This window comes from Egicoccus halophilus (genome assembly GCF_004300825.1).
Taxonomy (GTDB): Bacteria; Actinomycetota; Nitriliruptoria; order Nitriliruptorales; family Nitriliruptoraceae; genus Egicoccus; species Egicoccus halophilus.
On record NZ_CP036250.1, the window covers coordinates 963,219 to 978,655 of the forward strand.

The window sequence follows — 15,437 nt, forward strand, 5'->3', positions numbered from 1 at the left end:
GCTCCTCCGTCGCTGCGCTCCGCCCGCTGGGTGCGGGCACCCGGTGAGGGGACGTGTCGTGCTCGAGGCCTCGATGGTGGTCATCGGTGACGAGATCCTCGGTGGTCACGTCGTCGACGCGAACTCCGGTTGGCTCGCGGGCCGTCTCACCGCCCACGGGGTGCCGCTGACCCGGGTCCAGGTGGTCCCCGACGAACCCGACGCGATCGACGAGGCCCTGCAGCTCGAGCTGGCGCGGACCCGGCCGCGGCTGGTGGTGACCTCCGGGGGCATCGGCTCGACCCCCGACGACATCACCTACGAGGCCGTCGCGGCGAGCCTCGGGCGGGGCCTGGTCGAGGACCCGGTCATCGCCGGACGGCTCGACGGTGCGCTCGACTGGACGCGGGAGCAGGGGGTGGAGGTCACCGACGCCTTCGCGCACCACTTCCACCGCATGGCCCGCATCCCGGCCGGCAGCCGGCTGCTGCGTCGCCGTTCGGGCTGGGTCCCCGGCGTCGCCGTGGACGTCGACGGTGGCTGCGACGCCGAGGGCGGGGCCACCATCGCGATCCTGCCCGGTGTCCCGGGCGAGTTCCGCGCCATCGTCGACGAGGCGATCGAGCCGCAGCTACTGGCCGGACGCAACCCGCTGCCGACGATCGTGGAGATCGAGCACCCGTTCCCCGAGTCGACCCTCAACGTGCTCTTCGCCGAGGTGCTCGCACGGTTCCCGCGGGTGCGGCTGGGCAGCTACCCGGGGGCGAGGATGCTGATCCGCCTCCAGGGCGATCAGACCGAGGTCGACGCCGCCGCCGCCTTCGTGCAGGCCGGCATCGACGAGTTGCACCGAACCCCGGGCGGCGCCCGGCTGGCCGCGTCGTGGGCGGCCCGCCGCGGGGTCGCCCGCGAAAAGGAATCCGAGTGAACCGCCGTCTGCTGTTCGTCCACGCCCATCCCGACGACGAGTCGTCGAAGGGTGCCGCCACCGCCGCCCGGTACGCCGACGAGGGCGCCGAGGTGGTGCTCGTGACCCTGACCGGCGGGGAGGCCGGTGAGGTGCTCAACCCCAGTGCCACCGCCGTCGCCCCCGAGGACATGGGCGTGACCCGCGCCCGGGAGCTGGCCGCAGCCGTGGCCGCGATCGGTTTCACCCGCACCCACGGGCTCGGGTACCGGGACTCGGGCTACCACGAGAACCCCGAGGACGTGCCCGAGGGCTCGTTCGCCCGCACGCCGGTGGACGAGCCGGCCCGGCGCCTGGCCGCCCTGCTGCGCCACGAGCGCCCGCAGGTGGTGGTCACCTATCCCGAGGACGGCGGCTACCCGCACCCCGACCACATCATGTGCCATGCGGTGACGATGCGGGCGCTGGAGCTCGCCGAGGACCCCGACGCCGAGCTCGACGTCGCCGAGCCGGGCGCCGACGCCGGCCCGTGGCGGGTGGCCAAGGTGTACGCCAGCGGCGTCTTCCCGCGCGGGCGGGTCCTGGCGCTGCACGAGGCGATGCTGGAGCGCACGGGTCAGAGCCCGTTCGCCGAGTGGCTCGAACACCGCCCCGAGCGGTTCGAGGGCCCCGATCCCGAGGCGCTGGTCGCGTGCGGGGACTGGTTCGAGCGTCGGGACGCGGCGCTGCTCGCCCACGTGACCCAGATCGACCCGGACGGGTTCTGGTTCGCGGTCCCGCGCGACGTCGAGCGCGAGGTGTTCCCCTACGAGGGGTTCCACGTGCTGCGCAGCGACGTGACGGTGCAGCCCCCCGAGGCCGACCTGTTCGCCGGGGTGGAGCCGGCGTCGGAGGGCGACCGCGGCGCGCCCGACCTCGGCCACGTCGCCCAGCACGCGTCGGGGTGAGCGGCGGGCAGCACGGCGCGCTGCGCGTCCTGCGGCAGCGCGACTTCGGGACCTACTTCCTCGGCAACTCGCTGTCCAACATCGGCACCTGGTTCCAGAACATCGCCGCCGGGCTGCTCGTCCACGAGTTGACCGGATCGACGCTGCTGGTCGGCGCGGTCAACTTCGCCCAGTTCTTCGGGGCGTTCGCGCTGGCCCCGCTCGCGGGCGCGGCGGCCGACCGGTTCGACCGCCGCCGGCTGCTGATCGTCACGCAGGTCGCCGCAGCGTCCGTCGGTGCCGTGCTCGCGCTGCTCACCCTGACCGGTCGGGTCACCGCGGCGGTGGTGGTCGGCGCGGCCGGCGTGCTCGGGCTCGCGCTGGCGTTCATGGTCCCGGCCCTGCTGGCGCTGGTACCGCTGCTGGTCGAGCCCGACGACCTCGACGCGGCCCTGTCGCTGAACTCGGTCACCTTCAACCTCGCCCGCGCCGTCGGCCCGGTGCTCGGCGCACTCGTGGTCGAGCGGGCCGGCTACGGGGTCGCGTTCGCGCTCAACGCCGCCTCGTTCCTGGCCTTCGTCGCGGCCCTGATGGTCGTGCGGCCCCGCCCGCAACGACGCACCGTCGGTGTGCGACCGAGCCTGTTCGCGACCGTGCGGACCGTGCGGGACCAACGGACCTGGGCAGCGCTGCTGGTGGCGGTCATGGCGCTGTCCACCACCACCGATCCGATCAACACCCTCACGCCGGAGCTGGCCCGCGAGGTGTTCGGTGGCTCGGACCTCGACGCCGGTCTGCTGGTGGCCGCCTTCGGCACCGGAGCCACGCTGACGGCGTTCACCCTGCTCGGTTGGCTGCGTCGGCGTCGGCACGCCCTGGTCGGGGCGATGGTCGTCCAGGGCGTCGGCATGGCGCTGCTGGCCGTGGCGCCGACCCTGCCGCTGGCGATGGCGGCTCTGGCCGTCTCGGGCGGCGGTTTCCTGGCCGGCGTGACCCGCTCGACGGTCCGCCTGCAGTCGGAGGTGCCGGCCGAGGAGCTCGGGCGGGTCATGGCGTTGTGGAGCCTCGCGTTCGTGGGCACCCGCCCGTTCGCGGCGCTGCTCGACGGAGCGGTCGCCGAGGTGTTCGGGGCCCGTGCGGCCGCGCTGGTGATGGCGTTGCCGGTGTTGATCGGCGCGCTGTGGGTGCACCGGGTGCTGCGCGAGGACGCTCAGACAACCGGTGGTGGCAGGGCCGAGGCGAGGTAGAACAGGCAGTCCTTGCGGGTCGCCTCCACCGTGCGCGTCATCATCACCGGCGTGCTCGGGCGCGTCACGACCAGGCGCCCCTCGACGACCGCGAAGTGTTCGTCGGTGACGTCACGGCCGTCGGCGGCCCTCGCGCACACCGGCAGCGGGGCGCCGTCGCGGGTGCGGCCGAGCACGTGCCCGGCGTCCACGGCGACGAAGTTGTGCACGTCGGCATCGGCCTCGAGCACCAGGTCGGTGTCGGGGGCGAGGTCCCCGCCGAAGCGGAAGCGCACGTCGGGACGCACGGTGACCTTGCGCAGCTCGCCGAGCAGGTCGAGGTCGCGGACCACCCGGTCGGTGGGCAGCGGGCCCTCCCCGAGGTAGCGGCGCAGGGCGTCGACGGCGAAGGCGAGCGACTCCGGGCGGCCCGGCAGCCCGCACTCGACCGCGATGGTCGCGCAGTCGTCGTGCAGGGCCTCCATCAGCGTGGCGGCCTGCAGGTCCCAGCGCAGCAGCGTGGTCGTGAACAGCGTGGCCAGGTTCAGGGTCTCGGGCGTCAGCCGGGTCACGATCGCGTAGAACGGGTTGTCGCCGGTGTTGTTGTGCACGTCGACGACGGACTCCAGCCCGGCGGCCCGCAGCTCGGCGAGGATGCCCGCCGCCGCCCGGCGCTGCGGCGTGGTCGCCGGCAGCCCCCACACCCGGTTGAAGTCCTCCTGGTCGTCGAGGAACCGGTGCGCGAACCCCGGACCGTGCAGCGCGGCCTCGACGTTGCCGAACACGACGTAGAGGTCGAAGGGCAGCGGCGCGGCGGCGACACGCCGCCGGTGGCGCAGCACCCGCAGCATCGCCTGCGGCCCGGTCGACTCGTCGCCGTGCAGCAGGGTCACCACCGCGCGCGGCGGCTGGGCGCCCGTGCCCGGGACGCGGACCAGGGTCGGCCGCGCGAGTTCGCGCAGCAGCGCACGGTCCCCGAGCGCGAGGAGCTCGTCGGGGACGTCGTCGGACAGGAAACGGAAGGCAGGGTCCACGGCGCGGCAGCCTAGGGAGCCACGGCCGGACCCGGCCGCCGGCGTGCGGTGCACCGCCCGAACGGGCTCGCGCTGCGGCGGACGGACGGCGACGGTGGCCAACCCCCGACGCCGCCGGAACGAACCACCTCCATGGACACCGACACCAGCCCGACGACCTCCTCGCCCGACACCGCGCTCGCGCCGGCCGCGCCGCGCCCGTACGGCGCACTCAGCGGCGTGCTCGCCGCCGCGTCCGCCGTGGCGGTGGGGGAGGTGACCGCCGCGCTGGTGCCCGCCTGGCCCGGCCCGGTGGTGGCGATCGCCGACCGGGTGATCGAAGGCGCCCCCGCGGCGTTGACGGCGTGGGCCATCGACACGTTCGGGACCGCCGACAAGCCGCTGCTCGTGGCCGGGGTGCTGGTCGTCCTGGCGCTCGCGGCGGCCGCCCTCGGGGTGCTCGCGCGTCGTCGGCCGGGGCTGGCGCTGGTCGGGGTGGTGGCGCTCGGCGCGGTCGCGGCGCTGGCCGGGCTCGCGGACCCGGGCTTCGGTCCCGCGGCCGCCGTGCCCGGACTGGCGGCCATCGTTCCCGGCGTCGCGGTCCTGCTGGTGCTGACGGCGGCGCAGGCCCGGCTCGGCGTCGCCGGCGCCGGTCCCGGCGTCGGTCGCGAGCATGGTCCCGCGGGCGGCAGCGCGGACCCGGGGCGCCGGCGCTTCCTCGTGCTCGCCGCCGCGGTGGCCGCCGGGGCGGCGGCCACCGGCACGGCCGCCCGCGTCCTGCTCGCCCGCTTCGACGTGGAGGCGGCCCGGGCGGCGCTGACCCTGCCCGCCCCGAGCGCGCGCCGGGACCTGCCGGCGCCACCGGACGCGGCACTCGACGTCGCGGGGGCCACGCCGCTGTTCACCCCCAACGACGCGTTCTACCGCATCGACACGGCCCTGCAGGTGCCCCGCATCGACCCGGCGACCCACCGCCTGCAGGTCACCGGCATGGTGGAGCGGCCGCTGTCGCTGCGCGTCGACGACCTGCTGCGGCGGGACCTGGTCGAGGTGCCGATCACCATGGCCTGCGTCAGCAACGAGGTCGGCGGGGACCTGATCGGCAACGCCGCCTGGCTCGGCCTGCCGCTGCGCGAGCTGCTCGACGAGGCCGGCGTGTCGCCCGACGCCGACCAGGTCGTGGGCCGCTCGACCGACGGGTACACGGGCGGCTTCCCGGTGGCCGCCGCCTACGACCGCGACACGCTGGTGGTCGTCGGGATGAACGGTGAGCCGCTGCCGGCCGAGCACGGCTTCCCGCTGCGGTTGGTCACCCCGGGCCTGTACGGCTACGTGGGATCGACGAAGTGGCTGGCCGAGATCGAACTGACCCGCTTCGACCGCTTCGACCACTACTGGGTGCCACGCGGCTACGCGGTCGAGGCGCCGGTGCGGACCCAGTCGCGCATCGACGTGCCGGCCGGCCGCAGCGAGCTGACCGCCGGGCGGACGCCCATCGCCGGGGTCGCCTGGGCCCCGACGCGCGGCATCGCGCAGGTCGAGGTGCAGGTCGACGACGGTGACTGGCAGCCGGCCGAGCTGGCGGCCGCCGTCGGGGACGACACCTGGCGGCAGTGGGTCCTGCGCTGGGACGCGACCCCGGGCAGCCACCGGATCCGGGTCCGCGCCACCGACGGACGCGGTGAGACCCAGCCCGAGGGTCGGCGCGGCGTCCGCCCCGACGGCGCCACCGGCTGGCACACCGTCACGGTCGAGGTCGCGGCCTGACGTCGGCGATGGTGGCCGACCCGCCGGGTCGGGACCCGCCTCGACGGCGGTGGGACGGCGACGCTGTGGTTGCGAGGTGAACGACTCGTGTGGCCGGCCCGCGTCCGGCCGCACACGCGTTCCCGCCCGACCGCTTCCGCTCCTCCCCGAGGTGTTCCTCATGGCACTGCTGCCGTTCAAGGCCTGGCACGTCGCGCCGCGCATCGCCGCCGGCGCGCTGATCCTGAACTCCGGCCTCGACAAGCGCGATCCCGACCCGGAGACGGCCGCGGCCCTGCACGGCATGGCGGCGACCGCCTACCCGCCGGTCCGGTCGGTCGACCCGCAGTCGTTCGTCGGGTCGCTGTCGAAGGGCGAGGTGGCACTCGGTGCGGCCCTGCTGACGCCGCTGGTGCCGACCGGTGTGGCCGCCGCCGCGCTGACCGCCTTCAGCGCCGGTCTGCTCGGCCTGTACGCCCGGGTGCCCGGCATGCGCGAGGAGGGCAGCGTGAAGCCGACCCAGCAGGGTCTGACGGTCGCCAAGGACGTGTGGTTGCTCGGCATCGGTGCCGGGCTGCTCACCGACGTCCTGCTGCGTCGCCGCGCCGAGCGCGCCGACGACTGAGCCGCGGAGCGACCTCGACGTGTGGGTGTCCGCCGCGGTACCTGGGCGGCGCCGACCCCGCGGCGTCGCCCGGATCAGTCCCAGGTGTGCACGGGCTCGTTGCTGCGCATGCCGGCCATGTAGCGGCGCACCATCTCGATGATGGCGTCGGGCCGCGTGCATCCCTCGTCGAGCAGGCGGCGCACGGTGCGCACCTGCCAGCCGGCGCCGGTGATGCGCTTGAGGCACCGCTGCTCGATGATGCCCAGGTAGTGGTCACGATCGCGACGGTCGACGTGCCATGCGTCGAGGCCCCGGTGGGCCAGCGGCAACAACGTGCGCAGCACCAGTTCGCTGGCCGGCACGGCCCCCACCCCGGGCCAGAACAGCTCCGACTCGATGCCGTGCTTGGCGGCGGCGAAGAAGTTGTCGCACGCGGCCGCGAACGACAGCTGCCGGTCGATGGGCTGCTCGAGGTCGGCCAGGGCCCGTACGAGACCGAAGTAGAACGCGGCGTTGGCGACGGTGTCCACGACCGACGGCCCGGCGGGCAGCACCCGGTTCTCGACCCGTAGGTGCGGCTTGCCGCGGGCGACGGCGTAGACCGGCCGGTTCCAGCGGTAGACGGTGCCGTTGTGCAGCACCAGCTCCGGCAGGTGCGGCACACCGCCGGCCTCGAGCACCGCTTCGGGCTCCTCGTCGTCGAGCAGCGGCAGCAGCGACGGGAAGTACTTCACGTTCTCGTCGAACAGGTCCAGCAGGCTGCCGATCCACTTCTCCCCGAACCACACCCGTGGCCGCACCCCCTGGGCGGCGAGCTCCTCGGTGCGGGTGTCGATGGACTGCTCGAACAGCGCGATACGGGTCTCGCGCCACAGCTCCTTGCCGAGCAGGAACGGCGAGTTCGCGCCCACGGCGATCTGGGCGGCGGCAGCCGCCTGCGCCGCGTTCCACACCGTCGGGAAGCCCTCCGGGCTGACCTGCAGGTGCAGCTGCACCGAGGTGGCGGCCGCCTCCATGGTGATGGAGCTGACCTGCGTCGTCAGGCGTTCCGGCCCCTCGATCTCGACCTGGAGGTCCTCGCCCCGGGCCTCCAGGACCTGCTGGTTGAGCAGGTGGTAGCGCGGGCTCGCCGAGAGGTTCTGCAGCGTCACGTCGAGGTCGCGCAGCGTCGGCATGATGCCGATCATCACGACGTGGGCGTCGAGCTCCTGCGCGCGGCGGTGGGCGTGCAGGAACGAGGTCTCGAGCTCCTCCTCGATCTCGCGGAACACGGTGCTCACGAGCTTGTGCGGGGCGAGGTTGAACTCGATGTTGAACTGCGCCAGCTCGGTCTGGAAGTCCGCGGACTCGAGCCGGTCGAGCAGTTCGGCGTTGATCATCATCGGCGCGCCGTCGGTGTCGACGACGTAGAACTCCACCTCGACGCCGACCAGCTTGCGCTCGGTCTCGAACGCGCCCGCGTCGAGCATCCGGCGCAGCACGTCGACGCTGCGCTTGACCTTCTCGCGGTACTGCTGCCGGTCCTCCCGGGTGAAGCGCACTTCGTCGATCTCGCGACCCATGCCACCGCCTGTCGTCGCGGGCGTGGCGAAGCCTAGAGGGGGCACCCCGGCGACGGACGGGTAGCGTGCCCCTCCCTTCGGTGGCGACCGTCCGCCGTGGACACCTCCCGTCCCGGCACCCGCCCCGCCACCCGTCCCGCCCCGCCACCCGTCCCGTCCGAAGGAGCCGGCCGACGTGCACCTGCGCCCCGCCGCCGACGGCGACCTCGAGGCGATGCTGGCACGCAACGCCGCCGAGGTCCCCGACGTCGGCCCGCTGACGCGCCCGGGCCTGGTGGCGCTGCTCGCGCAGTGCGAGCTCGCCCTCGTGGCGGTCGACGACGACGGGCTGCTCGGCCTGGTGCTGGCCCTCGCGCCGGGCAGCGACTACGCCAGCCCGAACTACCGCTTCTTCGAGGACCGCGGCAGCGACCACCTCTACGTCGACCGGGTCGCGGTCGCCCCACGTGCCCGGCGTCGGGGCGTGGCCTCGCGGTTGTACGACGCGGTCGAGGAGCGGGCGCGTGCGACCGGTCGCGCCGAGGTCACCTGCGAGGTCAACGTCGAGCCGCCCAACGAGGTCTCGCTGGCGTTCCACCGTGCCCGCGGGTTCGTCGAGGTCGGCCGGCAGTGGCACGGTGACCACCGGGTCGCCCTGCTGGCCCGCGAGCTCCCCGGCGCGGACGCGGGCTCCTCCAGCGCTTGAGCCCGGCGGCCGGACGGCCGATCGGAAGGGGGCCAGCGCCGTCTGCGCCGCCACCGTCCGCCCAGCCTGCCGAGAACCCGCATGTCCCTGTCGCGCCCGTCCCGACCGCCCCGCCCCGCGCGTGGGCTCGTCGCCGACCTGCGGCGGTCGTTCCGTGGGGTGCTCGCCGCGGTCGTCGCGCTGCTGCTGGTGCTCGCCGTCCTGTCCACGGTCGTGCTCGCGTTCCTGCACCCCGACGTACGTCAGGACACCGTCGTCACCCGCACGATGCGCGAGGCCCACGAGGGCATGGTCGACATGGAGTCGGGCCTGTCGGGCTGGATCGCGACCGGGGAGGACGAGTACCTCGCGGTCGCCGACCACGGGCGGGCGACCGTCGACCGGGCGGCCGGCGGCTTCGCCGACCTGCTCGGCAACGACGCGGCCCTCGACCGGTCGATCCTCGACCTCCGGCTCGCCCAGGAGGCCTGGCTGCAGCAGTGGGCCCAACAGGCCCGCGCCCTCGACCGCACCGGGCTCGGCACGGTCGAGCGGTCGCGCCTGCTGCAGGAGGGCAGCGTGCTGTTCGCCCGCTACCGGGTGACCCACCAGACCGCCATCGACCAGGCCGCCGCCCGCCGCGACGTCGCGCTGCACGCCGAGCGTTCGGCGCTGTCGGCCGGGCTCGGCGGCGCCCTGCTGCTCGTGGTGGTGGTGGCGCTGATCGCCCGGCACGCCTCGCGTCGGCTCGCCGGCGCGGTCGCCCGTCCCATCACCGACCTGCTCGCCGGCATGGACCGGCTCGCGGCCGGGCACGCGCCCGAGGTCCACGACCTCGACGGGCCGGCCGAGCTGCAGGCGCTGGCCCGTGGGCTCGAGGACGCCAGCGAGCAGCTGCGCCGCGACCGGGCGGCACTGCTGCGCGAGCAGCAGCACACCGAGCGGGCCGCGACCGTCCTGCGCTCGATCCTCGACGTCGCCCGCGAGATCGCCGGCAGCCTCAACGTGCGCTACGTCGCCGAGACGCTGGCCGAGGCCGCCAAGCGCATCGCCGACGTGCAGCGCGCCGTCGTGTGGATCAGCGACGGGTCGTCGTTGGTCGCGATCCACGACTCGAGCCGGCCCCGCGGTACCACGCCGGACCTCCCGCCCGTCGGCGTCGGCGACGGTGGTGTCGGACTGGCCGCCCGTGACGCCCGACCCGCCGTCGTCGTCGGCGACCACCCGGGCTGGGCCTTCCCGCTCATCGTCGGTGGCCGGGTCGTCGGCGTGCTCGAGCTGACCGATGCGCCGACGGACCTCGTCGAGGACCTCATCGAGCCGCTCGAGACGCTCGCGATCCACGGCGCCGCCGCCCTCGAGGCCGCGCGTCTGCACCACCAGTCGCAGGAGCTGGCCCAGGTCGACGCGCTGACCCAGCTGTTCAACCGGCGCCGCCTCGACGGTGACCTGCAGGTCGAGCTCGAGCGCAGCAAGCGCTACGGCCGGCCGCTCGGGTTCCTGCTGCTCGACGTCGACCACTTCAAGCAGCTCAACGACACCTACGGGCACCTGCACGGCGACGAGGTCCTGCGCATGATCGGCGAGACGCTCGCCGGCATGGTGCGCAGCAGCGACACCGTCTACCGCTACGGCGGCGAGGAGTTCGCCGTGCTGGTACGCGAGGGCACGGTCGACGACGCCCAGCAGCTGGCCGAACGCCTGCGGGCCGCGCTCGAGCGGGTGTTCGCCGGCAGCCAGGGCTTCGCGAAGGTGACCGCGTCCTTCGGCGTGACCAGCGTGCCCGCACTCGGCTGCTCCGCCGACGAGCTGGTCGGCGCGGCCGACCGGGCCCTGTACGCCGCCAAGCGCAACGGGCGCAACCGCGTCGAGGTGGACGAGGTCAGCCTCCTGCCCGCGTGAACCCGCCCGTCCTCGCGGTCGGTGCCGTTCGGGGCGGGTCGCGGGAGCGAGGCGTTACGGTCGATCCGACCTCGGAAAGGGACGACCGTGCCGTTCGTTCGTGTCGTGGTGTACGGCATCGCCAAGACCTTCAGCAAGGTCTTCGGGCTGGCCACGATGGCGTTCTTCGGCCGCATGCCGTCGCGCGACGACGACAAGATGGCGGCCGTCGGCCTGCTGTCGATCACCTGGGTGCCGGTCGTCGCCGCCATCGCCTTCCCGCAGCTGGGGGAGATGATCATCCCGTTCGCGCCCGACGACGACCAGCTGATCCGCTGGATCGCGCTCGGGACCGCGCTGGTGATCCCGCTCGTGGTGGGGCTCACCGTCAGCCGGATGCACAACAACGAGGGCGGACGCACCCGTTCCACGTGGGAGCACCTGTGGCACGGCTTCTGGTACACGCCGGTCATCGGGCTGGCCGTGTGCGGCGTGATCGTGGTGGTGCCGTTCGTCAAGACCTCGTACCTGATCCGGCGCTTCAGCGTCGAGCGCATGATGGTCATGATCCCGAGCGGCACCTACGACGCCGCCGTCGACCACGTCGTCGCCTCGCTGCGACGCCGGGGGATCGAGGCGGAGGTCACCGAGCCCGAGCGGTCCATCAAGAGCATGTTCCGCCTGCTCGGCTTCGTGCTCGGGCACATCTTCTGTCGCGACGTCGCCGACAAGATGAAGGCGATCCGCGGGCACGACGCGGGGGGCAACTGGTTCGAGGTGACCGTGCACGCCGCCGACCTGTCCGTGATCGGCGACCAGAAGCCGGCGACCCGGGTGCTGGCCGTGCTGGCCGAGGAACTCGACGAGCGGGTGGTCTACTTCACCTGGGACGACGCCTCGCAGCGGATCGAGGACCGCATGCGCGAGCAGCGCGAGCAGCTCGAGAACGGTGACGAGCCGGACCTCGACGAGCTGCGGCAGCTCGCCGAGGAACTGGCCACCCTCCAGCTCGACAAGGAGGAGTGGAACAACGTGCGTCGCAACCTCTACCGCCTCGAGCGCGACGCCTACGCCAGGGCTGCCGGGCGGGAGGACCCGGAGGCGGCGACCCGTGAGGTCCAGGAGCGCTCCTCCGCGCACACCGCCTGAGCACCCGGTGACGAGCGGTACCGCGCGGTAGCGCTTGGTTCCTGCGCAGCGGTGCCGACAGGGCGGTCCTCCCTGCCGGATCAGCGCTCATGGAGGAGCCCCGTGCACACCCTGTCGTTGCGAGCCCGCCTGCTGGGCAGTTTCGCGCTCCTCATCCTCGTGTTCCTCGCCGTGGCCGGTTGGCGGGTGTCGGACTCGGAGGGCATCGCCCGCAGCACGGCCGCCGCCCGGGAACAGTCCGGTGCCAACGTGCAGGTCGCCAACGAGCTGCGGATCGCCCTGCTGCACCGCGACGGCCAGCTCGCCAAGATGCTGCTGGCCGACGAACCGACCGAACGCGACACGCACCAGCGCGCGCAGGCGGCGGCGCAGGCGCAGGCGCAGGCACTCCTCGACGAGCTGGAGGTCGGTGACTCGGCCCTGGCCGCCGAACTCGTCACGGCGAGCGTCGACCTCGAGACGCAGGTCGCCGACGTCATGACCCGGCTCGCCGCCGGGGACGAGGCCGGTGCCCGGCAACGCTTCGAGGCGGCGGTCGAGCCGTCGACGACGCACGCCCTGGAGCTGGCCACCGACTACGCCGCCGCGCAGCAGGCCACGGCCGACACGGCCGAGGCCGACGGCAACGCCGCCTCGAGCGCGAACCGGGTCGCGACGCTGGCCGCGATGGCGACCGTCGCCGCGGCCGCGATGGGCTTCGGCTGGCTCGTCGCCGGGTCGATCGCGCGGCGCCTGCAGCGGGCCGCCGCGACCCTCGACGGCCAGGCGCTCGACCTCGGACAGGTCAGCGGCGACCTCGCCGGCTCGGTCGACGCCGTGACCGACCAGGCCTCGGTGGCGGCCTCCGCCGGCGAGCAGGTGTCCGCGAACGTCGCGACGGTCGCGACCGCGGTGGAGGAGATGAACGCCAGCACCAGTGAGATCGCCACGAGCGCCAGCCAGGCGTCGCAGGTCGCCGAGGAGGCGGTCGCCGTGGTCGCCCAGACCAGCACGACCGTGGCGGCGCTGGGGCACTCCAGCGCCCAGATCGGCGGGGTCGTGGAGGCCATCGCCGAGATCGCCCAGCAGACCAACCTGCTGGCCCTCAACGCCACCATCGAAGCGGCCCGTGCCGGCGAGGCCGGCAAGGGGTTCGCCGTCGTGGCCGGCGAGGTGAAGAACCTCTCCACCCAGACCGCCCAGGCGACCGAGGAGATCACGCGCCGCATCGAGGCGATCCGGGCCGACGCCGAGGGCGCGGTCGCCTCCATCGAGCGGATCGAGGAGGTCATCGGGCGGGTCGCGCAGCTGCAGGCCACCATCGCCGCGGCCGTCGGGGAGCAGACCGCCGCGACCCACGAGATCGCCCGGAGCGTCGCCGAGGCCGCGGCCGGCAGTGCACAGATCGCCGAGAACGTCGCCGGCGTGGCCGACGCCTCCCGCGGGTCCGGCTCGGCCGCCGCCAGCACGCTCGCCGCCGCCGACCAGCTCGGCGCCCTGGCACGCGACCTGCAGCGCCTGGTCGACGGTGCCGCGGCACGCCCGGCACCGGCGCGCGTCTGACCGGCGAGCCCGCCCGGCGACCCCGACCGACGACCCCGACCGACGACCCGTCGCCCGCGCTGCCGGGCGGCGGGTCGTGCCGGGTTCGCACCGTTTGCTCCCCACCCGTTCCTCGGCGCACGGAGGTCTCCGTAGCGTTCGCCGCACGGGATCCCGGTGTCGTGCCGGTGGTGGGCGTGTGCCCTCCCGTGTCCCCGAACACGAGGAGTACGCCCATGCGGCGCAGATGGACCTCCGCGGTGCTGGCCGCGGCACTGGCGGTGTCGACGGGTGTCGCGCCCGTCGCCGCCTCGACGGCGTCGGCCGGGCACGCCCCCGGCGACGGGCCGTGCGGCGAGGCGGTGCCCCGTGCGCCCTTCGTCGACGTCGTCGCGGGCACGGCCCACGCCGACGCGATCGACTGCGCCCACGCGCGTGACCTCGTGCGCGGGGTCACCGCCGAACGCTTCGCGCCCGAGCGCGCCGTCACGCGGGCGCAGGCCGCCTCGCTGGTGGCCCGGGCCCTCGAGCAGGGCGGGGTGACGTTGCCGGCGCCCGACGAGGGGAGCGCATTCGGCGACGTCGCGGCGGCCCACCGTGACAACGTGCGGCGCCTGCAGGCCGTCGGGGTGGTGCAGGGCCGCACCGACGGTTCGTTCGGCGGCGACGCGCCGGTCACCCGCGAGCAGTTCGCCAGCCTGATGGTCCGGGCGCTGTCGCACGCCCGGGGCCTGGACGTGCTGGCCGCCGCGCGCGGCGCCTTCCCGGACGTCGCCTCGGCCGCGCACCGCGCCAACGTCGACGCGGCCGCCGAGCAGTGGCTGCTGCTGGGCCGACGGGACAGCACCTTCGCGCCCGGGGCCGTCACCCGTCGTGACCAGGCCGCCAGCGTGGTGACCCGCCTGCTCGCCGAGATCGGTCGGGCCGACGTGCGCACCGCCGGCGGCGAGGTGTGGGCGCTGGACCAGGGCACCGACCGCATCCACGTCTACGACGGCGACGCCGGGTTCGAGGAGCTCGTCACCATCGACGTGCGCCCGCAGGCGCTGCGCGACGCTGGCTTCGCGGCCGCGCCCACGGGGCAGTTCACCGTGCCGCACATGATCGAGTTCGACTCCCGGCAGCGCTACGCGTTCGTGGCCGCGACCGCCGGTGGGGTGACCATCGTCGTCGACGCCCGCAGCAAGCAGGTCGTCGAGGTGCTGCCCACCGGTCCCGGCAGCCACATGGCGGCGGTCACCCCCGACGACTCGGCCGTGTGGGTCGCGGTCATCGGCACGGCGGGCCGACACAGCACCCGCGCGAACCCGACCGACCCTTACGGCGCCCCCATCCCGGCGCAGGCGCGCAAGATGGTCGAGATCCCGCTCGACCTCGACGCCGACGAGCCGGGTTTCGCGATCGGCCGGGAGCTGCAGCTCGAGGACCTGGTGGCGCCGCTCGAGGCGGCCAACGGCTGGGAGTACCCGTCGTACAGTCCCATCTGCCACCAGTACACCGCCGACTCGTCGCAGGCCTGGATCACGCTCGGACCGAGCTGGAACCAGGGCGCACTGGTGGTGCTCGACCTCGCCTCGGGCACGCTGGTGCCCGACGCGGCCTTCGACCCGCAGCAGGTGCGGGCCAACTGCGGGATCTCGGTGACCGAGGACCGGGTGATCGTCAACTGGTCGGGCCGGGTGGAGCCGGGCGCGGACAGCAACGGCGAGTGGTACGTCATCGACCCCCGGACCTACGAGCTGCTCGACGTCCGCGACACCGAGGGGTTCGACGCCCACGGCCTGCGCGTCACGCGTGACGGCAGCGAGTACTGGCAGGTCAACCGCCTCACCGACAACGCCCTGGTCATCGATGCCGAGACCCTCGAGGTGACGCGGCGGATCCCGGCGATCGCCGACACGCCCGACATCCTCGACTACAGCCCCGACGGTCGACTGCTGTACGTCACCCAGCGGGGGCCGACACCCCGGTCGGGGGCCATCCACGCCGCCAGCGGCCAGCAGCCCGGCGTCGCCGTGGTCGACGTCGCCAGCGGACGGCGACTCGGCGTGCTGCGCCAGGCACCGGTCACCAACGCCGAGGGCGGCCTGGTCAACGACGTCCACGGCATCGGCGTGCGGGTCGCGTCCGACGACGACACCCTGCCGGCGCCCGTGGCGGCGATCAGCACCGCCAGCTTCGATGCACGGGTGGCGGATCCGGCGACGTTCGGGGCGCACTGCTCGCTCCCGGTCGCGCAGGTCTGAGCCCGCTTCC

General features: G+C 74.3%; 12 protein-coding genes. 10 read left to right on the top strand and 2 right to left on the bottom strand.

Annotation, left to right across the window (positions count from 1 at the left end; genetic code table 11):
* Positions 1-43: 43 nt before the first annotated feature.
* Genes ELR47_RS04460 through ELR47_RS04470 form a run of 3 tightly spaced genes read left to right on the top strand, consistent with a single transcriptional unit; the run spans position 44 to position 3,059 of the window.
* Positions 44-907 carry a competence/damage-inducible protein A gene (locus ELR47_RS04460; protein WP_130648802.1) on the top strand — a complete coding sequence of 288 codons (864 nt, stop codon included), beginning with the start codon at positions 44-46 and terminating at the stop codon, positions 905-907.
* Positions 904-1,833 (top strand): mycothiol conjugate amidase Mca, encoded by a 930-nt coding sequence (mca, locus tag ELR47_RS04465; protein WP_205745440.1) that lies wholly within the window; start codon positions 904-906, stop codon positions 1,831-1,833. The genes ELR47_RS04460 and mca overlap by 4 nt, the downstream gene beginning before the upstream one ends.
* The gene (locus ELR47_RS04470) at positions 1,830-3,059 is read left to right on the top strand and encodes an MFS transporter (RefSeq protein WP_130648803.1); all 1,230 of its coding nucleotides are present in this window, start codon (positions 1,830-1,832) and stop codon (positions 3,057-3,059) included. Before mca ends, ELR47_RS04470 begins: the two co-directional genes overlap by 4 nt.
* Here the strand turns inward: ELR47_RS04470 and ELR47_RS04475 are convergent.
* Complete coding sequence (locus ELR47_RS04475) at positions 3,023-4,072, bottom strand: M14 family metallopeptidase (protein WP_130648804.1); 1,050 nt, start codon at positions 4,070-4,072, stop codon at positions 3,023-3,025. The genes ELR47_RS04470 and ELR47_RS04475 overlap by 37 nt on opposite strands.
* A gap of 132 nt (positions 4,073-4,204) precedes the next feature.
* Between ELR47_RS04475 and ELR47_RS04480 the strand changes: the two genes are divergently transcribed.
* Both ELR47_RS04480 and ELR47_RS04485 read left to right on the top strand, forming a co-directional pair.
* The gene (locus ELR47_RS04480; RefSeq protein WP_130648805.1) at positions 4,205-5,818 is read left to right on the top strand and encodes a molybdopterin-dependent oxidoreductase; all 1,614 of its coding nucleotides are present in this window, start codon (positions 4,205-4,207) and stop codon (positions 5,816-5,818) included.
* Positions 5,819-5,978: 160 nt separating this feature from the next.
* Positions 5,979-6,422, top strand: a complete 444-nt coding sequence (locus tag ELR47_RS04485) for a hypothetical protein (RefSeq protein ID WP_130648806.1) — start codon at positions 5,979-5,981, stop codon at positions 6,420-6,422.
* A 74-nt stretch (positions 6,423-6,496) separates the two neighbouring features.
* Here ELR47_RS04485 and ELR47_RS04490 read toward each other — a convergent pair whose 3' ends face one another.
* Positions 6,497-7,966: a glutamate-cysteine ligase family protein gene (locus tag ELR47_RS04490; RefSeq protein WP_130648807.1), complete on the bottom strand. Its 1,470-nt coding sequence runs from the start codon at positions 7,964-7,966 to the stop codon at positions 6,497-6,499.
* Between the two features lie 175 nt (positions 7,967-8,141).
* Here ELR47_RS04490 and ELR47_RS04495 point away from each other — a divergent pair, with 175 nt between their 5' ends.
* The 5 genes from ELR47_RS04495 to ELR47_RS04515 all read left to right on the top strand — a co-directional run bounded on the left by ELR47_RS04495 (position 8,142) and on the right by ELR47_RS04515 (position 15,427).
* A complete protein-coding gene (locus ELR47_RS04495; RefSeq protein WP_130648808.1) occupies positions 8,142-8,651 on the top strand; it encodes a GNAT family N-acetyltransferase in 510 nt (169 codons plus the stop codon).
* 81 nt (positions 8,652-8,732) lie between these two features.
* Complete coding sequence (locus tag ELR47_RS04500) at positions 8,733-10,532, top strand: diguanylate cyclase (protein ID WP_130648809.1); 1,800 nt, start codon at positions 8,733-8,735, stop codon at positions 10,530-10,532.
* 87 nt (positions 10,533-10,619) lie between these two features.
* Entirely contained in the window at positions 10,620-11,660 is a 1,041-nt protein-coding gene (locus ELR47_RS04505; protein WP_130648810.1) for a class-II aminoacyl-tRNA synthetase family protein, read from the top strand.
* Positions 11,661-11,762: 102 nt separating this feature from the next.
* On the top strand, positions 11,763-13,202 hold the full coding sequence (locus tag ELR47_RS04510; protein WP_130648811.1) for a methyl-accepting chemotaxis protein: 1,440 nt from the start codon (positions 11,763-11,765) through the stop codon (positions 13,200-13,202).
* 215 nt (positions 13,203-13,417) lie between these two features.
* Entirely contained in the window at positions 13,418-15,427 is a 2,010-nt protein-coding gene (locus ELR47_RS04515; RefSeq protein ID WP_130648812.1) for an S-layer homology domain-containing protein, read from the top strand.
* Positions 15,428-15,437 lie beyond the last annotated feature (10 nt).